General features: G+C 70.6%; 19 protein-coding genes and 1 tRNA gene. 15 read left to right on the top strand and 5 right to left on the bottom strand.

What is annotated here, in order from left to right; genetic code table 11:
* Positions 1-33: 33 nt before the first annotated feature.
* Positions 34-106: transfer RNA gene (locus E1202_RS06520), tRNA-Ala, on the top strand.
* A gap of 671 nt (positions 107-777) precedes the next feature.
* Here E1202_RS06520 and E1202_RS06515 read toward each other — a convergent pair.
* Positions 778-1,215: a hypothetical protein gene (locus E1202_RS06515; protein WP_132681645.1), complete on the bottom strand. Its 438-nt coding sequence runs from the start codon at positions 1,213-1,215 to the stop codon at positions 778-780.
* On the opposite strand from E1202_RS06515, the gene E1202_RS06510 reads away from it, so the two are divergent.
* Genes E1202_RS06510 through E1202_RS06490 form a run of 5 tightly spaced genes read left to right on the top strand, consistent with a single transcriptional unit; the run spans position 1,214 to position 5,629 of the window.
* Positions 1,214-1,324, top strand: a complete 111-nt coding sequence (locus E1202_RS06510) for a keywimysin-related RiPP (RefSeq protein ID WP_132672993.1) — start codon at positions 1,214-1,216, stop codon at positions 1,322-1,324. The genes E1202_RS06515 and E1202_RS06510 overlap by 2 nt on opposite strands.
* 18 nt (positions 1,325-1,342) lie before the next feature.
* Positions 1,343-3,184, top strand: coding sequence for a lasso peptide isopeptide bond-forming cyclase (locus tag E1202_RS06505; RefSeq protein WP_132681644.1), 1,842 nt, complete (start codon positions 1,343-1,345; stop codon positions 3,182-3,184).
* Positions 3,175-3,426 carry a lasso peptide biosynthesis PqqD family chaperone gene (locus tag E1202_RS06500; protein ID WP_132672996.1) on the top strand — a complete coding sequence of 84 codons (252 nt, stop codon included), beginning with the start codon at positions 3,175-3,177 and terminating at the stop codon, positions 3,424-3,426. The genes E1202_RS06505 and E1202_RS06500 overlap by 10 nt, the downstream gene beginning before the upstream one ends.
* Positions 3,423-3,857, top strand: coding sequence for a lasso peptide biosynthesis B2 protein (locus tag E1202_RS06495; RefSeq protein ID WP_132681643.1), 435 nt, complete (start codon positions 3,423-3,425; stop codon positions 3,855-3,857). Before E1202_RS06500 ends, E1202_RS06495 begins: the two co-directional genes overlap by 4 nt.
* Positions 3,836-5,629 carry an ABC transporter ATP-binding protein gene (locus tag E1202_RS06490; RefSeq protein ID WP_235877782.1) on the top strand — a complete coding sequence of 598 codons (1,794 nt, stop codon included), beginning with the start codon at positions 3,836-3,838 and terminating at the stop codon, positions 5,627-5,629. The genes E1202_RS06495 and E1202_RS06490 overlap by 22 nt, the downstream gene beginning before the upstream one ends.
* Positions 5,630-5,802: 173 nt before the next feature.
* On the opposite strand, the gene E1202_RS31270 is transcribed toward E1202_RS06490, so the two are convergent.
* Both E1202_RS31270 and E1202_RS06485 read right to left on the bottom strand, forming a co-directional pair.
* Positions 5,803-5,967, bottom strand: coding sequence for a hypothetical protein (locus tag E1202_RS31270; RefSeq protein WP_165943753.1), 165 nt, complete (start codon positions 5,965-5,967; stop codon positions 5,803-5,805).
* A gap of 356 nt (positions 5,968-6,323) precedes the next feature.
* On the bottom strand, positions 6,324-7,073 hold the full coding sequence (locus E1202_RS06485) for a FadR/GntR family transcriptional regulator (RefSeq protein WP_132681642.1): 750 nt from the start codon (positions 7,071-7,073) through the stop codon (positions 6,324-6,326).
* Positions 7,074-7,244: 171 nt separating this feature from the next.
* Here E1202_RS06485 and E1202_RS06480 point away from each other — a divergent pair, with 171 nt between their 5' ends.
* The 7 genes from E1202_RS06480 to E1202_RS06450 all read left to right on the top strand — a co-directional run bounded on the left by E1202_RS06480 (position 7,245) and on the right by E1202_RS06450 (position 14,166).
* Complete coding sequence (locus E1202_RS06480; protein ID WP_132681641.1) at positions 7,245-8,693, top strand: MFS transporter; 1,449 nt, start codon at positions 7,245-7,247, stop codon at positions 8,691-8,693.
* Between the two features lie 37 nt (positions 8,694-8,730).
* Positions 8,731-9,651, top strand: a complete 921-nt coding sequence (locus E1202_RS06475) for a dihydrodipicolinate synthase family protein (protein WP_132681640.1) — start codon at positions 8,731-8,733, stop codon at positions 9,649-9,651.
* Entirely contained in the window at positions 9,648-10,571 is a 924-nt protein-coding gene (locus tag E1202_RS06470) for an ROK family protein (RefSeq protein ID WP_165943752.1), read from the top strand. Before E1202_RS06475 ends, E1202_RS06470 begins: the two co-directional genes overlap by 4 nt.
* Entirely contained in the window at positions 10,568-11,263 is a 696-nt protein-coding gene (locus E1202_RS06465) for an N-acetylmannosamine-6-phosphate 2-epimerase (RefSeq protein ID WP_132681638.1), read from the top strand. Before E1202_RS06470 ends, E1202_RS06465 begins: the two co-directional genes overlap by 4 nt.
* A gap of 245 nt (positions 11,264-11,508) precedes the next feature.
* Positions 11,509-11,736, top strand: coding sequence for a DUF2795 domain-containing protein (locus tag E1202_RS06460; RefSeq protein ID WP_132681637.1), 228 nt, complete (start codon positions 11,509-11,511; stop codon positions 11,734-11,736).
* 54 nt (positions 11,737-11,790) lie between these two features.
* A complete protein-coding gene (locus E1202_RS06455; RefSeq protein ID WP_235877781.1) occupies positions 11,791-12,642 on the top strand; it encodes a M15 family metallopeptidase in 852 nt (283 codons plus the stop codon).
* Between the two features lie 180 nt (positions 12,643-12,822).
* Positions 12,823-14,166, top strand: a complete 1,344-nt coding sequence (locus E1202_RS06450) for a lipase family protein (RefSeq protein WP_132681636.1) — start codon at positions 12,823-12,825, stop codon at positions 14,164-14,166.
* Positions 14,167-14,252: 86 nt separating this feature from the next.
* On the opposite strand, the gene E1202_RS06445 is transcribed toward E1202_RS06450, so the two are convergent.
* Positions 14,253-15,071, bottom strand: coding sequence for a helix-turn-helix transcriptional regulator (locus E1202_RS06445; protein WP_132681635.1), 819 nt, complete (start codon positions 15,069-15,071; stop codon positions 14,253-14,255).
* A gap of 127 nt (positions 15,072-15,198) precedes the next feature.
* On the opposite strand from E1202_RS06445, the gene E1202_RS06440 reads away from it, so the two are divergent.
* Together E1202_RS06440 and E1202_RS06435 are read left to right on the top strand one after the other, a co-directional pair.
* Positions 15,199-15,642: a nuclear transport factor 2 family protein gene (locus tag E1202_RS06440; RefSeq protein ID WP_207918487.1), complete on the top strand. Its 444-nt coding sequence runs from the start codon at positions 15,199-15,201 to the stop codon at positions 15,640-15,642.
* Positions 15,639-16,484, top strand: a complete 846-nt coding sequence (locus tag E1202_RS06435; protein ID WP_132681634.1) for an NAD(P)H-binding protein — start codon at positions 15,639-15,641, stop codon at positions 16,482-16,484. Before E1202_RS06440 ends, E1202_RS06435 begins: the two co-directional genes overlap by 4 nt.
* A gap of 77 nt (positions 16,485-16,561) precedes the next feature.
* Here the strand turns inward: E1202_RS06435 and E1202_RS06430 are convergent, their stop codons facing one another.
* Positions 16,562-17,182 carry a hypothetical protein gene (locus E1202_RS06430; RefSeq protein WP_132681633.1) on the bottom strand — a complete coding sequence of 207 codons (621 nt, stop codon included), beginning with the start codon at positions 17,180-17,182 and terminating at the stop codon, positions 16,562-16,564.
* Positions 17,183-17,230 lie beyond the last annotated feature (48 nt).

Here is a 17,230-nt window from a genome sequence, read left to right as displayed (position 1 = left end):
AAACAAACCGAACACCTCGGGAAAACAGAACAAGGGGCTGTGGCGCAGCTGGTAGCGCACTTGACTGGCAGTCAAGGGGTCAGGGGTTCGAATCCCCTCAGCTCCACCCCAGTGACCAGGGCCGATGCTTCCGAGCATCGGCCCTGGTTCGTTGTTGCCTGTCTAACTGCCTGTCCAACGATCGGCCCCAGCCTCGTGGACGCCACACGTCGCCCACGAGGCTCGGGTCTCTCGTTGCGGGTAACGGTTACAGGTCGGCGGTGGGGCGGTCCTTCGACTGGTCTTGAACATCGGTATAGAGCGGCGACGCCGTCGTGGGCTGCTTAAGGCGGTTGCGGCCAGAGCGTCTTCCGACGCGTTGCATGGATTCGGCTATCTCGTTATTCATGGTTAGCCGCAGCTTGGCGACCGCGTCGCTGTCGGGGAGGTGCACGGCCTTCCATTCGGGTGATCCTTCGGAGCTTGACGATCGGGTTCCGACCACGAGCGATGTTGTTACGAGTGCCTCGCGAACCTTCTTCTGAAGAAGCACGCTTTGGCGTACTTTTTTCCGTAACGATCCTCGGCGGCTACTTGTATCGCCTCGCGGTGATCCGCCACCATTCCTGACTCCAAATGGGCCATGTTCCCCGCCTCTGCAATAAAGGAAGACAAAAACATGATGCTTGTCTTCCTTGAGTATGCGTTTGGTCTGATCTAGAAGCGGGTCAACGCAATCCAGTAGATGCCCCTGCGTATTGGCGATTCCTTCTGAGGGCTTCTTAGTGCCGTATCGCTTCAAGCTCCGTTCGAGGGTTCGTCCGCTCGAGGCCGCTTCAGAGTGATGCTCGCCGCCAGCAAACGAACCATGACCTGGACGATACTGGGCGGTCCGCTTCGACAGGAGTGAAACCATCCGTGGAAGGCCGCCATCACGAGTTCAAACTCGGGTAGCGCCGTCCGGTCGTTCGAATGTTCTTCGCGTCCCAGTTCACGCTGTCCACCAACGGCATCCCCTGGCGCGACCCGGAAGCCGGGAAAACGGAACTGCGCTCCGCCGAATTGCGACTCCGGCAACGGGGTGATCCGAACCACCCGGAAGAGTTGTTCCGAAATAGCGCTCTTGTTCAGCGGGTCAGAGCGGGACATCATTCGTCGCACCGGACCCGCAATCGGGAATCCGGGCCCGGGAGGAAACTCGACGCGCCCGGGAAGAAATGAGAGAAGGGACGCCATGAAACGCACCTACGAACCACCCGCGCTGATTCCGCTCGGCTCCTTCCGGAAGAAGACCGGCCTGCTGCTGAAGCGCGGCAACGACCGGCTCATCCTCAGCAAGAACTGACGTGGCGAAACGGCACTGATGTCAGCCACTGATCACAAGACGAGCCACGGCGTGGCGCACTTCGCGGTCTTCCCCGACTGCGTGGGCGCACCAGCCGTGGTTCGTCGCATCGGATCCGCAGACGCCCAAATCGTCCCGCACGCCTCCGGCCGACCGTGGCTCGTCGGTCTCTGGGGTGACATCGTCCACGCCGAGGCTGGCAGGGCGCGCATCGCGATCATCGGCTGCTGCCCCGTCGAACAGCGAGAACTCGCCCGGCACGCCGCACAGTTGCGCGACGTGGCCCAGCTCGACCACCTGGCGCGCACGCTCCCGGGTAGCTTCCACCTCGTCGCGGAACTCGACGGGTGCCTGCGCGTGCAGGGATCGGCAGCGGGACTGCGCTTGGTGTTCCACGCGGAGGTGGACGGGGTGGTCGTGGCAGCCGACCGCGCAGACCTGCTCGCAGCCGCCATCGGAGCCGAACCGGACCGCAGCCGGGTGGCGGCCCGGTTGCTGTGGCCGTTGCCGCATCCGCTGCCCGAGCAGTCGATGTGGCGACAGGTCGCCGCAGTGCCTCCGGGGTCGGCGCTGATCGTGCACGGTGCCGCGCACGCCCGGTACTCACGGTGGTGGGACCCTCCCCAGGCAGTGCGTTCCATCGCCGAGGCCGCTCCCGACATGCGCGAGGCGCTGACCACCGCGGTCGACGTCCGAGCCCGCGGCAGGACAGTGAGCTGCGATCTCTCCGGCGGCCTGGATTCGACCTCGGTGGCCTTCCTCGCCGCCCGCTCAGCGGCGAAGCTGCTGGCCAGCACCTGGCCCGGCCGCGACCGGGGGGATACCGACCTGTGGTGGGCGTTGCGCGCCGCCCAGCACCTGCCCGAAGTCGAGCACATCGTCTGGCCCGCCGAGCAGTCACCGCTGGTGTACGCCGGCCTGCTGGGCATCGACGACCTGGTCGACGAGCCCACCATCGGCGTGATGGACCGGGCGCGGGTGCTCGCCCACCTGCCGGAGCTGCGGGACCGGGGCAGCGAGCTGCACCTCACCGGGATCGGCGGCGACAACGTCGCTTGGTGCTCCGAGGCGTACTACCACCGACTGTTGCGCCGCCGGCCGCTGTTCGCGCTGCGCCAACTGCGGGGTTTCCGCGCGCTGTGGCAGTGGCCGCTGGCGGCATCGGCGCGCACGCTCGCCGATGCCCGCTCGTATCGCCGATGGCTCGCCGACGCCACCGATGACCTCACCGGCCCTCCACCGCCACCGGTCGAAGGCTCCCTCGGCTGGGGCGCTGCCCCGCGGGTCTTCGCGTGGATGACCGCCGATGCTGCTGACCTCGCCCGTAGGGTGCTGCGGGAGGCGGCGGCGACGGCGCGGCCGCTCGCCCCGGACCGCGGCATGCACGGCGATCTCGAGCAGATCCGCGCGTGCACCCGGTTGCTCCGCCAGTGGGATGAGATGGCCGCGCGTGCCGGCCTGCCCATGGCTTCACCGTTCCTGGACGACCGGGTCGTGGAGGAATTCCTGACGGTGCGCCCGGAGGAACGCGTCACGCCGTGGTACTACAAGCCGGCGCTGGCCGCGGCGATGCGCGGCATCGTCCCCGACCGCTGCCTGCACCGCGCGAACAAGGCCCAGGCCGCGCTGGACGCCAGCGCGGGACTGCGCGAGCACTGCGGCGACCTCGTCGCGCTGTGGGAGAACTCGCGGCTGGCCGAACTCGGCCTGGTCGACGCGAAGCAGCTGCGCGACCTGGCCCTGCGCCCAGACACACCGGCCCTGCGCGAGGCGATCCTGTACTCCACGATCGCCTGCGAAGTCTGGCTGCGCGCTCTCGAACCCGCACCAACCCTGAAGGGACGAAGAGAATGCAGTTGAGCACGCACGTCTCCACCACCGAAACCGAGTACGGCACCGTGCTGCTCGACGAGCGCAGCGGCCAGTACTGGCAGCTCAACCCCACCGGTGCGCTGGTCGCCCGTACCTTGCTGTCCGGTGGTGGCGAAGAGGACGCGATCACGGCGCTGGCCGCGGAGTTCGACGTGGACCGCGACCAAGCCGCTCGGGACGTTGCTGCGCTGCTGTCCGAGCTGCACGACTGCGGGTTGGTGCGGCCGTGACCACGCCGAGCGCGATCAACCGACCCACCGGCGTCCCGTTCGGGCGCAGGGCCGCTGCGACGTTCGCGGTCGCCGTCGCGCACCTGCTCGCTCTGCTGCCGCCGCACCGCCTCCGGAAGGTCCTCTCGCTGCTACGTTGCGGTGCGGCGCCCGCGACGTTCCAGCACGCGGAGGACGCCAGGAACGCCGTGTGCGCGGCCAGTCTCGCGTGCGCGGGGCCACGCGGTTGCCTGCCCCGGTCACTGGCGACGGCGCTGCTGTGCCGGTTGTCCGGCGCGTGGCCGACGTGGTGCACGGGCGCCCGCAAGGCCCCGCCGTTCGGCGCGCACGCCTGGGTCGAGGTGGACGGGCACCTGGTCGGCGAGGAGGTGCCGGACGACTACTTCAGCCGACTGGTCGTCATCGCTCCGTGCAGCAGCTCAACGGGCTGACCGTGCGGAAGGCGAGCACTACCGGGCAGGTGGGACTCGGCGAACTCGTACGGCTGATGAGCGGTCACCACCGCACCATCGCTGTAGCCGTCTCGCTGACCCTCGCGGGTGCCGGACTCGGCCTCGCGCAGCCGCTGGTGGCCAAGCGGGCGGTGGATGGTGCGTCGGGCAGCACCGGGGTGTGGCTGCTGCTCGGCGGTCTGGTGCTGCTGTTCCTGGCCGAAGCCGTGGTCAACGCCTGCGGCCGGTACCTGCTGGAGCGGATGGGCGAGCGGGTCGTCCTCGGTCTGCGGCGCACCATGGTCGACCGGCTGCTGCGGCTGCGGGTGGGCGTCTACGACGACCACCGCGTTGGAGACCTGGTCTCCAGGGTCACCACTGACACCACCCTGGTCCGCGACGTGATGTCCCAGGGCGTGGTGGACCTGTTGACCGGCGCGTTGACGGCGGTCGGCGCGCTGGCGTTGATGTTGTGGCTCGACCCGGTCCTGGTACTGCTGGTCACGCTGACCGTCGCGGTGGCCGCTGCGGTCGTCGCAACGCTCCTGCGCGGCATCCGTGCGGCCAGCGAGAACGCGCAGTCCGCCGTCGGCGCGCTCGCCGCGGACCTGGAGCGCGCGCTGGGCGCGATCCGCCTGGTGCGCGCCAACCGTGCCGAGCAGCGGGAGGCCGAACGCGTCGGCACGCAGGTCGACGCTGCCTGCGCGGCGGGGGTGCGCACCGCGAAGCTGGCTTCGGTGATGGCGCCCGCGGTGGAGTTGGCGGTGCAGGGTTCCTTCCTGCTGGTGTTCGTCATCGGCGGGATGCGGGTCGCCGGGCACACGAGCTCGCCGGGTGACCTGGTCGCCTTCCTGCTCTACGCCTCCTACCTGGTGGTGCCGCTGTCGTCGATGTTCCAGGCCGTCGGCCTGCTGCAGAAGGGCATGGGGTCGCTGCAGCGCATCGAGGAGATCCGCGCCCTGCCGGTCGAGCAGGACGCGCCGCGCGCGGCGGTGCGCCCCGTCGCCGCCGGATCGGCGCTGGAGTTCTGCGACGTCCACTTCGGATACTCCGAACGCTCGGTCCTGCGCGGGGTCTCGTTCACCGTCGCGCCGCGGAGCACGGTGGCACTCGTCGGCCGCTCCGGGGCGGGCAAGAGCACGGTCTTCGCCCTGGCTGCGCGCTTCTACGAACCGGTGCGGGGCGCGGTGCTTCTCGGTGGTCAGCCCGCCAGCGCGCGGAGCTTGGACGACTGGCGGTCCCGGATCGCCCTGGTCGACCAGAACGTCCACGTGATGCACGGGACGCTGTGGGAAAACCTCACCTACGCGGCTCCGGATGCGGACCCGGCCGAGGTCGAGCGCGTCGTCGAACTGGCCAACCTCGGCGAGGTCCTGCGGCGGCTCCCGGACGGGCTGCACAGCTGTGCGGGGGAGCGCGGCGGGGCTCTGTCGGCCGGGGAACGGCAACGCGTGGCGATCGCCCGAGCACTGCTGGCCCGCCCCTCGCTGCTGCTCCTGGACGAACCGACGTCGCACCTGGACCCGCTGAACGAGGCGCTGCAGGCGGAAGTCGTGGCCAACGTCGCGGCGGAGTGCGCGGTGCTGGTGATCGCACATCGGCTATCCACCGTGCGCCACGCCGACGAGATCGTCGTGCTGGACGACGGGCAGGTGGTCGCGGCGGGCGATCACGACGGGCTGCTCGAGACCTGCCCGCTCTATCACCGCCTGGCGGTCCCCGGCACGGCGACCGGTCGGCCGCCGGGGAAGCTCGGCGAGCTCCGGCTGTGATGTGCCTGGCAGTCAGGGGTCAGGGGGTCGAATCCCCTCAGCTGCACCTCGATGACCAGGGACGATGATTCCGAGCACCGGCCCTGGTTCTTTGCTGCCTGTCTGATCGACCGTCCGCGGGGCAGGGTGGCTTCCTCGTCATCGCCTTCGCGGTCGTGGGGTCGTCGATCTTCCTACTTCTTGTGCACGTGGTCGGCTCCGAAAACCGCTGGGGCTACGGAGGGCAGGTCGCCCACGTACTCCTCGGTGCGGTCCTTCACCAAGGTCTGGCGACGATCGGTCGCCGCAGCCATCGCGTCGACGACTGCGCAGAGCACCGCGTACACCTCTTTGCTCACCCCGACCCACGTTCCATCCGGTCGCATGAGATACGCGTGCGCTTGGCGCGTGGACATCGCCCTGACCAGTTCAGGCAGGCCCTTGATGAGGTCGCCGAGCTCCTCCGGGCCGCTTGATGAGTTCTGTCCTGGCTGCGCCAACCTTCCCCCTGCTTGGGGTTTCGAGCGGAACCTGGGTTTGAGAACGAGCTCGAAGAATACCGAGTCGTCCGACGTTCCGGGCTGAAAATCCGCGCAGGCTCCGCTTGGAAGGAACGGTCCACCGTCGTTCGGCGCGGAAGTGCATCCATCCGCGAACGCCGGATGCGGGGACGGTTGCGAACTCCAGGGGTCGCCGCTCGAAGGTGACCGGTGCTCTACTTCGCTCTTTCGTCCAGGGAGCGTTGGATCGGTTCGTAGTGGGTCGTCACTGCGAGGCGGAAGCGTTCGGGGTCGCCTGCTTCTGCCGCTTCGAGCATTTCGCCGTGGGCTCTGGCGGTGCGTTCGAGGTCCACTGCGACGGAGACGCCGAGTTTGGGGACCACTGCTGTGTGGACGTCCCAGAAGGCGCCGACCAGTTGGCCGACGAGGGAGTTGTCGAGTCGGGCGAGGAGGCCGGTGTGGAAGGCGCGGTCTTCGTCCGGGAACGGTGAGCCGCTGGTGGCCTTGGCGACCATCTCCTTCACCAGGGCGTGCAGTTCCGGGTTGGTGGTGCCGCGGAAGGCGTCGACGATGCGCTCGGCCATGGCGAGGTCCAGCGTCAGGCGCAGGTCGATCACCTCGCGGAGGGCGCGGAGGTCGTCGCCGGGGACGAGAACGCCTCGGAAGACCAGGGATTCGACCAGCGCGTCGAGCGACATGTTCCCCACGAACGTCCCGTGGCCGTGCCGCACCTCGACGATGTCCAGCGTGGTCAGCTGGCGGACCGCTTCCCGCACGTTGGAGCGCGACACGCCCAGGTGCTCGCACAGCTCGGCCTCGGTCGGCAGCAGGTCGCCCGGCTGCAGGCCTTCGCCGAGGATGTAGTCCTTGATCCGGTCGGCCGTCGTCTCGTGCCGAGGGGCCGCCCGCCCGCCGGGCTTCACGCCGGCGGAGCGTCCGCCTGGCCGGCGATTGGCAGTGCGCATCTGATCCTCTCCTCGTCCTCGTGCCCGGACTCTACCCGACGTAGGACATCAGATCTCCTGTCCGATCAGGCTTTACAACACCCCGCTCCTGGCTCTACCGTTCTGCGGACGTTAGACATCAGACATCCTACGTCGTGATGCATGGCCTGCAAGGGAGCAGAGGTGCAGCAGATGGACGGTCAGAAGCCCGTGGGGAGTTCGTCGGTGCCCTGGTACCGGCAGCTCGAGCGGAGTCAGTGGAAGGCGTTCCTCGCGGCGTGGATCGGGTACTTGCTCGACGGCTTCGACTTCGTCCTCATCACCCTGGTCCTGACCGAGATCAGCGCGGACTTCGGCCTCACCGACGTGCAGGCGGCCACGCTGGTGTCCGCGGCGTTCATCTCGCGCTGGATCGGCGGCCTGGCGATCGGCGCCTACTCCGACCGCTTCGGGCGACGGGCGGGGATGGTGCTCAGCATCGCCCTGTTCTCGCTCGGCACCCTGGCCTGCGGCCTCGCACCCAGCTACGGGGTGCTCTTCGCGGCGCGGCTGATCATCGGGCTGGGCATGGCCGGCGAGTACGGCGCCAGCTCGACCTACGTGATCGAGTCCTGGCCCACCAGGATGCGCAACAAGGCCAGCGGTTTCCTGATCTCCGGCTACTCGATCGGAACCGTGCTCGCCGCAGGCGTTTACAGCCTCGTCGTCCCGTCCTTCGGGTGGCGGGCGCTGTTCATCATCGGGCTGCTGCCGATCGGCGTCGCTGTGTGGTTGCGCCGCAGCCTGCCCGAGTCGCGGGACTGGAAGAGCCAGCAGGGCAAGGACTCCGACGCCCCGCCGGTCACCGAGACCCTGTTCGGCGGACCGCGCACGCTGGTGAACATCGCCACCGGAGTGCTCGCGACCGTCGCGCTCGTGGTGATCTTCACCGCCGGTGGTGTCCCCACCTGGCTCGTCGCGGTCCTCGGGCTGCTCGTGGCCGCGGTCTTCGTGTCCTACGTGGTCCAGTTCTCCGGGCCGCGCTGGCCCACCGGTCTGGCCGTGATGGCCATCGTGTTCTGCGCCTTCCTCTACTCGTGGCCGATCCAGTCGCTGCTGCCGACCTACCTCAAGACCGACCTGGGCTACTCACCCGCCGAGGCGAGCCAGGTCCTGTCGTTCTCCGGGCTCGGCGCCGCCGTGGGCTGCATCGTCGCCGGGTTCACCGGTGACCGCTTCGGCACCCGCCGCGCCTACTGGGGCAGCCTGCTGATCTCGCAGATCGTGATCTTCCCGGTCTTCGCGGTGGGCGGATCGAGCCTCGTGGTCCTGGGTGCGCTGCTGTTCGTGCAGCAGGTCTTCGGCCAGGGCATCTCCGGTCTGCTGCCGAAGTGGATCGGCGGCTACTTCTCCATCAAGCAGCGCGTCGCCGCCCTCGGCTTCCTCTACAACGTGGGCGCGCTCGGCGGGGCGGTGGCTCCGACCCTCGGCGCCACCCTCGGGGCCTCGATGAGCCTCGGCACCGCGCTGGCCGTGCTGTCGTTCTCCCTGACCACCGTCGTGCTCGTGCTGATCGGCATCGACGCACCTGCCCGCCTGCAACGACTCCTGAGGCCCGACGCCGCCGACGCGATCGACGGCGCTGCGGCCCGCACCGCCTGACCCCGACCACACGACGAGAACCACGAGGAAGAACCAGATGAGCACCGCTGCGATCACGGGCGTCGTCCCGCCCGTGTGCACCCCGCTGACCCCCGAGCTCGACGTCGACACCGCCTCGCTGGAACGGTTGCTCACCTTCCTGATCGAGGCCGGGGTGGACGGGCTGTTCGTGCTCGGGTCCAGCGGCGAGACCGCCTACCTCACCGACCAGCAGCGCGCGAGCGTGATCGAGGTCGCCACCTCGGTCGCCGCAGGTCAGGTCCCGGTCCTCGCCGGGGCGATCGACATGACCGCGCCGCGAGTGCTCTCCCACGCCCGCGCGGCCGCGGGTGCCGGGGTCGACGCGGTGGTGGCGACCGCGCCGTTCTACACGCGCACCCACCCGGCCGAGGTAGAACACCACTTCCGGACCGTGGCCGCCGGGGTCGACGTGCCCCTCTACGCCTACGACCTGCCGGTGTCGGTGCACACCAAGCTCTCCGCGCAGCTCCTGCTGCGGTTGGCCGACGACGGCGTCATCACCGGGGTCAAGGACTCCAGCGGTGACGACGCCGGTCTGCGGCGGCTGCTGCGGATGCGCGGCGTGCGTCGGCCCGTCGTGCTCACCGGTTCGGAGCTGACCGTCGACAACGCGCTGGCCAACGGCGCCGACGGCGTCGTGCCCGGTCTGGGCAACGTCGACCCGCACGGCTACCTCGCGCTCGCCCGGCACGTGCGCGATGGCGACCTCAAGGCCGCGGCCGCCGAGCAGGACCGGCTCGCCGATCTCTTCGGCATGGTCGAGGCCGGAGACCCCGCGCGGATCGGCCCCAGCTCCGCAGGGCTGGGATCGTTCAAGGCCGCTCTGCACCTGCGCGGCATCATCGACTGCCCTGCGACGATGCCGCCGCAGCTCCCGCTGACCGAGCAGGAGGTCGCCACGATCCGGACCCTGCTCGACCGGGCGGGCCTGCTGTGAGCGACGTCCTCATCGGCGTGGACATCGGCGGCACCGAGATCGTCGCGGGCCTCGTCCACGACGGCGAGCGGGTCAGCGCCCGGCGCAGCTGCCCGACGCCGCGCACCGGGGGAGGCGACATCGTTCATCGGGCGAACGACCTGGTCACCGGTCTGATGGGGGAGAGCGCCGAACCTGTCCGCGCCGTCGGTGTCGGTGCCCCGGGCACGATCGACCCGGTCACCGGCCGCGTGACCTCCTGCACCGACACCGTGCCCGGCTGGCTGGGCACCGAGATCGCCGGTCCGCTGTCCGAGCGGGCCGGGGTGCCGGTCGCGGTCGACAACGACGTCCGGGCCGCCGCGACCGCCGTGGCGCTCGACGCGCGGGTGCGCGAGCACGGGCGGGTCCTGCACGCCTCGCTGGGAACCGGGGTCGGCGGGGCGCTGATCGTCGACGGTCGCGTGCTGCGCGGGCGGTTCGGGACCCACGGGGAGATCGCCCACCTGATCGCTCCCGAACCCGGTCACCTGCCGTGCGGCTGCGGACGTCACGACCACCTCGAAGCCGTCGCGGCGGGACCCGCGATCGCCGCCGCGTACACCGCGACGAGCGACGACGACGGGCTCACGTTGCACGAGGTCGCCGCCCGGCTCCGCGATGGCGAGCAGCGCGCCGCCGTCGTCGTCGAACGGGCCGGGCGCCTCCTCGGGAGGACGCTGTCCGGCCTGGTCACCGCTCTCGACCTCGACGCCGTCGTGGTCGCCGGCGGTGCGACCGCGCTCGGCGCACCGCTGCTCGACCCGTTCTCCGAAGCGCTCGACGCCGAGTCGCGCCCGCCCGGCAGGAACACGCCCGTCCTGCTCCCCGCCACGCCCGACACACCCGTGCTCGGTGCGGCACTGGTTGCCGCGCACCACCTTCCCGGAGGTCGCCCATGAATCGCGACGGTCTGATCCAGCAGCTCGCCGGAGGTCTGATCGTGTCCTGCCAGGCCGGTCGCGGGCACGCGCTGCGCGACTCCGCCACGATCGCGCGGATGGCCCGTGCCGCCGCGGACGGCGGAGCGCGCGCGATCCGCTGCGGCGGAGCCGGTGGCCTCGACGACGTCGCCGCCGTGCGAGAAGCCGTGGCACTGCCGGTGATCGGGCTGACCAAGCAGGACCGCGACGGCGTGTTCATCACGCCCACGCTCGACGACGCCGTCGAGGTCGCCCGCCGCGGCGCCGAGATCGTCGCGCTGGACGGGACCAGCAGGCCACGACCCGACGGCCTCGACCTGGCTGCGGTGATCAAGGCCGTGCACGCCGAAGGTGCGCTGGTGATGGCCGATGTCGCGACGCTGCCCGACGGGGAGCTCGCCGCCGCTGCCGGTGCCGACCTGGTGGCCAGCACGCTGTCGGGGTACACCGAGGACACGGCGGGTCGCACAGGCCCGGGCCCTGACCTCGAACTCGTGGCGGGCCTGCGCCGTGCGCTCCCGGATCAGCCGATCGTCGCCGAGGGCCGGTACCACTCGCCGGAGTCGGTCGCCGAAGCACTGCGCCTGGGGGCGACCGCGGTCGTCGTCGGGACCGCGATCACCGACCCGACCTGGATCACCCGCTCCTTCGCCGAGGCCGCGGGACCGTAATGGGCTGATCGCGGCCCCTTGCGCGCGTCGAGACAGGGAACGCGATGACGCGAGGGGTGCGGTCGGAGCTGGGGAGTCGGTCATTTCGCCACCTGCCTCGGGGCCGCCGTCGTCCTCATCGCGGTCGTGGCGGTGGCGGCGCCCCGCCTCCGTCGCCTGCGCGGTGCCGAGGGGGCGAGTGAGACGAGCGGGTCGAGTGGGTAGTCCTCAACTGGACCGATGGCACGCCGCGGGAAGGACAGGACATGACCAAGCGCGATGAGATGCGGGTCGACAAGGCACTGCAAGGACTCGAGTTCCCCGCTGACCGCGAACAGCTCGTCGACTTCGCCACCGACCGCGAGGCCGACGCCGAGACCCTCACCGCACTCCGGTCGATCCCAGCGCGCCGGTACGCCAACAAGGACGAGGTCATCGAGGCCGTCCCGCAGGAACCCGAAGGAGACGCCCCCGGAGGTACGGCCCGCGGCTGACCAGGAGTTTCGCCCGGCAGGCGACTCCGATCGACGATAACTATCGTGACCGGCATGACTCGGGGGTTCATGTCGGTGGTGGCGTTCGTGCTGGTGACGGCGGCGTGCGGGGCGCCCGCACCGCCGCCGCCAGCACCACCCGCGCCCGCAACACCCCCGGCGCCCAGCCCGTCCGCGCCTCCTCCCGCGCCCGCGACGCAGGTCGAGCAGGCTCCTGACGGGTTCGTGCGGTTGCGCGACGTCGACCCCTCGATCGTCGAGGAGGTCCGGTACGCGACGCCGCACAACTTCACCGGCGACCCCGTGCCCGGCTACGACGAACCGATGTGCGTGCTCACGCGCCCGCTCGCCGAGGCCCTGCACCAGGCTCAGCAACGGCTCGTCGAGCAGGGCTACACGCTCAAGGTGTACGACTGCTACCGGCCGCAGCAGGCCGACGACCGGTTCGTCGAGTGGGCGAAGGACGTCGATGACCAGCGCATGAAGGCCGAGTTCTACCCGGGCCTGGACAAGTCGCAGCTGTACTCGGCCGGCTACATCGCCGAGAACTCCGGGCACAGCCGGGGCAGCTCGGTCGACCTGACCCTGGTGCGGCTGCCCGTGCCCCCGCAGCGCGCGTACGTGCCCGGCGAGCCGCTGGCCTCGTGCACGGCGCCGGTGGGGCAGCGGTTCCCGGACAACGGCGTCGACATGGGCACCGGCTTCGACTGCTTCGACGACAGGTCGCACACCGACGACCCGCGCGTGACCGGCGAGGCCCGCGCCAACCGGGAGAGGCTGCGCGACGCGCTCACCGCTGTCGGGCTGAAGGGCTACACGGGGGAGTGGTGGCACTTCAACCTGCCTCAGGAGCCCTTCCCGGACGAGTACTTCGACTTCCCCGTCAACAGCGCGGCCTTCCGCTGAGAGCTGTCCACTTCTCGCCAGAACAGCGAGCGTCGTTGTACTACGCAACTTCTCGAGTGGTGCGTCGTTGTTCACCCCAGAAGTCGACTCCGTCGACGACGCGCACGGGTCGCGGTGATCGGCCGCGGACCCGATCGACTCGCGCAGTTCGCACCATCCAATGACGCAGGGAGCGACCGCATGCCCCGATCCGCCCACCACCCGCCCGCGGTGCGCCGGCTGGTCACAGCCACCGCGTTGTCGCTGTTCATCGCCGGTTCGCAAGCCGTTCCCGCGATCGCCGACGACGCGCCCAGCACGCCCGGCATGGTCAGCGCCGGGTTCTACGATCCGCCCGCCGAACTGCCCGCGGCCGACGGGGCCCTGGTGCGCACCGAGGAGCTGCCGCTCGCGCTGAGCCTGCCCAGCATCGGCGGGCAGCAGATGCCCGGCACGGCGACCCGCCTGATGTACAAGACGACCGACTCCAACGGGCAGCCCGCAGCGGTGACCGGCGCCTACATCGAGCCCTCGGCGCCGTGGCGCGGCGAGGGCCCGCGCCCGCTGGTGGCCGTCGCGCCCGGGACCATGGGCCAGGGCGACTCCTGCTCGGCCTCGATGGGCCTGGAACGCCCGATCAACTTCGACGGCAACTCGGTGTCGGTCGGCTACGAGGACATCGCGATCTACCGGTTGCTGGCCGAAGGCGCGGCCGTGGTCGTCACCGACTACGTTGGCCTGGGCACCACCGACCGGCTGCACACCTACGTCAACCGCGTCGACGGCGGGCACGCGGTGCTGGACGCCGTGCGCGCGGCCCGTCAGCTGCCCGACGCCTCGGTCACCCCAGACTCGCGCGTCGCCCTCTACGGCTACAGCCAGGGCGGCGGCGCCACGGCGTCGGCCGCCGAGCTGCAGCCCGACTACGCCCCGGACGTCGCGCTCGCCGGCGCCTACGTCGGCGCCCCGCCGGCGAACCTCATCGAGGTCATCGAGGGCATCGACGGCAGCGTCCTGGTCGGGGCGCTCGGCTGGTCGCTCAACGGGTTCATCCAGACCCACCCCGAGCTGCAGTCCGTCGCCGACGAGTACCTCAACGAGGACGGCAAGGCGGCGTTGGAAACGCTGTCCACGTCGTGCGTCGGTGACGGCATCGCGCGCTTCGCCTTCCGCCGCAGCGCCGAGTGGACCACCACCGGCCAGACCCTCGGCGAGGTCGCCGAGGCCGAGCCCGCGGTGCGGGACGTCCTCGACGACCAGCTCATCGGCACCAGGAAGCCGGCCACGGCCGTCCGCGTCGTCACCGGCGTGCAGGACGACGTCGTGCCGCACGACCAGGCCCGGCAGCTCGCCGTGGACTGGTGCGACCAGGGCGGAGAGGTCACCTACCAGCCCATCCAGGTCCCGGATCTCGGCAAGGGCCTGATGGTCAACCACATCACGCCGCTGCTGGCCGACCAGACCAACGCGATCTCGTGGCTCACCGACCGCCTCTCCGGAGCGGCGGCGATCAACAACTGCAACACCCTGCCGGACCAGCCCTGACCGATCCGCATCACCAGGGGTCACGAGCGCGCGCTCGTGACCCCTGATGCGTGAGTGGCCGCGACCGCCCAACGCGACTGGCGAACTCAGCGCGGGGTGAGGGCATCTGCTGCTGGGGTGTTCGGCGTGGCCGTGTACATCACCAGCTGGAGGTTGCTGCCCGCCAGCAGCAGGGTTTGCAGGTCGAAGTCGAGCACGCCCAGGCGGGAGTGGTGCAGGCGCTTGCGGAGCGTCGTCCTCGGGCGCACGTCGTGGTCGCGCCAGGCAGCGGCGAAATCGGGGCTGCGGGCGGCGAGCTCGTTGATCAGCTCGCTCAGCGCGCGGTCGGTCGGGTAGCGGGCGCTGGCCGTGCGCAGCTGGGCCGCGGTGTGCTGGACGAACTCGCCCTCCTCGCCGGGCGGAGCGGAGCAGAGCATGTCGCGCAGCAGGAGCGGCAGCTTCAGCGCGTTGCGGTCCTCGGCCGGGATCCGGCCGAAGTCGGTGATCAACGCGACCGCCGCGTCGTTCCAGGCCACGATGTCCTGCCGCTCGTCGACGAGGTAGGCCGGGATGTGGCCGAGCTGGTCGAGCATCCGGCGGGTCTCGGCGGGCACGGGCCGACGTTCGCTGGTGGCGGGCGGGATCTGCCCGGCCAGCCGCGCCACGTGCTCGCGCTCGGCGTCGGTGAGCCGCAGCGCCGTGCTCAGCGCCGCCAGCACCTCGGGCGACGGGTGCGAGACGCGGGCCTGTTCCAGCCGCTCGTAGTAGTTGACCGAGATGCCCGCTTGCGCGGCGACCTCCTCGCGGCGCAGACCGGGAGTGCGCCGGGCCCGCTTCCCCGGCGGGTCGACGGCGGCCGGGACCCGATCCGGGTGCAGCGACTCCCTGCGCCTGCGCAGGAAATCGGCCAGGTCAGCTCTGCTCACCCGATCAGAATGGCACGGCCCGGCGGGCTTGGGCACCCACTGGCGGTCCGGGGCTCAGCGGGCAGTTCCCCACCGGCACCGCCGCGACCAGGCTCGGTGGCACGACCCGATGAGCGCTGGAGGGAAAATGCCGCGCACTCCTGAAGAGACGATGCGCAGACTGCTGGATCTGATGCTGCGCGAGGACACCGACGCCGTGGCCGACCTGTGGGCCGAGCACGGCATCACGGAGTTCCCGTTCGCCGCGGGGAATTCGCCGCGCAGCCTGGCCGGACGCGAAGAAGTCCGCCGGTACCTCGCCGGATTCCCGCAGCTGTGCGACATGCGGGAAGTCCACGCGTTCACCGCGCACCGCACGCAGCGGCCGGACACCGCGATCGTCGAGTACCGCGCGACCGGGCGCTCGCTGCGCACCGGGAAGCCCTACCGGATGGACTACGTCGTGGTGATCACCGTCGAGGACGGGCTGATCACCCGCTTCCGGGACTACTGGAACCCGCTGGCCAACGCCGAGGCGTCCGGAACGCTGCCCGAGCTGGTCGCATCGCTGAACTCGGAGGTCGCCCGATGACCGTTCTCGTGACCGGCGGAACCGGGAAGACCGGGTCCGCCCTGGTGGAACTCCTGCGCGCCGACGACGTTCCGGTGCGGGTGGCCAGCCGCAACCCGGTGATCGGCGACCCGAGCTCGATCCGGTTCGACTGGCACGACCCGGCCACGCACGCGCCCGCGCTGCGCGGCGTGGATTCGGTCTTCCTCGTGGCTCCGGTGAACTCGGTGGACCCGATGCCGCTGGTCGCGCCGTTCCTCGCCGAGGCGAAGCGCCTCGGGGTGACCCGCGTGGTGCTGCTGGGTTCGGCCATCGTGCTGCCGAACGCGCCCAGCGCGCTGGAGATGGCGGACGCGGTCCGAGCCCAGCCGGGCTGGGTCGTGCTGCGCGCGTCGGCGTTCATGCAGAACTTCCTCAGCCCGCACCCGGTGGGCGAGCGGATCCGGCGGCACGGGGAGATCCGCACGGCAGCGGGGGACGGACGGGTCGGGTGGATCGACGCGCACGACATCGCCGCCGCCGCGTTCGCCCTGCTGCGGCCCGGCGCCGAACGCGCAGGTCAGAGCGACTACCTGCTGACCGGTCCGAAAGCTCTGAGCTACCGGGACGCCGCGGCGATCATCACCGCCCGCACCGGTCGTGAGGTCCGCGTGTTGGAGATCGGAACGGACGAGCAGGTCGCCCACTACCGGGCTTCGGGTGTCTCGGAGGAGTTCGCGTCGAGCATCGCGGCGGTGGAGGACGGCATCCGGGATGGCCGGGACGACCAGGTGAGCACCGCGGTTCTCGACCTGACCGGCCGCCCGCCCCGGTCCTTCGAGGAGTTCGCCGACGTCCACGCGGCGGCGTGGTCCGACGCGTGACCAGGCCGCAGCGGCACGGTCCCGCTCTCCTTCGAGCGCGGCGGTCAGCGTCTCCGTGATCGTGAGTTCCCTGAGGATCACCACGGGATCGCGTTGAGCAGACCGGCGCTGAAGGCGCCCAGGGCCACCGCTGCCGAGACCGCGGCGAGGACGTTGGTCTTGCGCTGGCGGCTCATCGACCGGAGGGAGTTCGACTCCGCACGCGAATCCATCCGAGCCAGCCTGCTGGCGATCGAGTTCAGCGCGTCCGCTCCCTCGCCCCCGGGCACCGGCTGCGAGGGGGCGGGCAGCGGTGAGTAGCCCTGGTCGTACCCGGACCCGGGCGGCGCCGCGGGAGCTCCGCCGAAGGCCGGGAACGGCTCCTCGTCATCGGTGGCCGGCGCGGGGGTGACGCACGGATCGGTGTCCTCGAACGCGCTGATCGCGACGGCGCCGGACCGGTCGGGGCCGGTGTCGCGGCGGAGGCTGGCGGACTCCATCGTCGCGGTGATGGCCCGCAGCTCGGCGACGACCATCTGCATGGCCCGCGACGCCTCGCGAGCCTGCCGCTCCTGCTCGCGCTGCTGCTTCCAGCTGAGCCGGAACGCCCAGATCGACAGCAGCGTGGCCGGGATGGCCAGCACGAACGATCCGATGCTGCCGAGCCAGGAGGTCGTCTCCAACGGGCTCACCGGGTCCTGCGTCAGAAACCACCGCACGCGGCGAAGATTACCGGAACGCGCGCGGCGAAAACTGCTGTTCGAGGG

Origin of the sequence: Saccharopolyspora karakumensis (assembly GCF_004349225.1) — a bacterium.
Lineage (GTDB): Bacteria > Actinomycetota > Actinomycetes > Mycobacteriales > Pseudonocardiaceae > Saccharopolyspora > Saccharopolyspora endophytica.
This window is presented reverse-complemented; position numbering and strand designations above follow the sequence as displayed.

Excerpts from the sequence above, each read along its gene's own strand:
- E1202_RS06510 (WP_132672993.1), top strand. The coding sequence starts at position 1,214 with ATGAAACGCACCTACGAACCACCCGCGCTGATTCCGCTCGGCTCCTTC.
- E1202_RS06515 (WP_132681645.1), bottom strand. The coding sequence starts at position 1,215 with ATGGCGTCCCTTCTCTCATTTCTTCCCGGGCGCGTCGAGTTTCCTCCC.
- E1202_RS06505 (WP_132681644.1), top strand. The coding sequence starts at position 1,343 with ATGTCAGCCACTGATCACAAGACGAGCCACGGCGTGGCGCACTTCGCG.
- E1202_RS06500 (WP_132672996.1), top strand. The coding sequence starts at position 3,175 with ATGCAGTTGAGCACGCACGTCTCCACCACCGAAACCGAGTACGGCACC.
- E1202_RS06485 (WP_132681642.1), bottom strand. The coding sequence starts at position 7,073 with ATGCGCACTGCCAATCGCCGGCCAGGCGGACGCTCCGCCGGCGTGAAG.
- E1202_RS06480 (WP_132681641.1), top strand. The coding sequence starts at position 7,245 with ATGGACGGTCAGAAGCCCGTGGGGAGTTCGTCGGTGCCCTGGTACCGG.
- E1202_RS06475 (WP_132681640.1), top strand. The coding sequence starts at position 8,731 with ATGAGCACCGCTGCGATCACGGGCGTCGTCCCGCCCGTGTGCACCCCG.
- E1202_RS06465 (WP_132681638.1), top strand. The coding sequence starts at position 10,568 with ATGAATCGCGACGGTCTGATCCAGCAGCTCGCCGGAGGTCTGATCGTG.
- E1202_RS06460 (WP_132681637.1), top strand. The coding sequence starts at position 11,509 with ATGACCAAGCGCGATGAGATGCGGGTCGACAAGGCACTGCAAGGACTC.
- E1202_RS06455 (WP_235877781.1), top strand. The coding sequence starts at position 11,791 with ATGACTCGGGGGTTCATGTCGGTGGTGGCGTTCGTGCTGGTGACGGCG.
- E1202_RS06450 (WP_132681636.1), top strand. The coding sequence starts at position 12,823 with ATGCCCCGATCCGCCCACCACCCGCCCGCGGTGCGCCGGCTGGTCACA.
- E1202_RS06440 (WP_207918487.1), top strand. The coding sequence starts at position 15,199 with ATGCCGCGCACTCCTGAAGAGACGATGCGCAGACTGCTGGATCTGATG.
- E1202_RS06435 (WP_132681634.1), top strand. The coding sequence starts at position 15,639 with ATGACCGTTCTCGTGACCGGCGGAACCGGGAAGACCGGGTCCGCCCTG.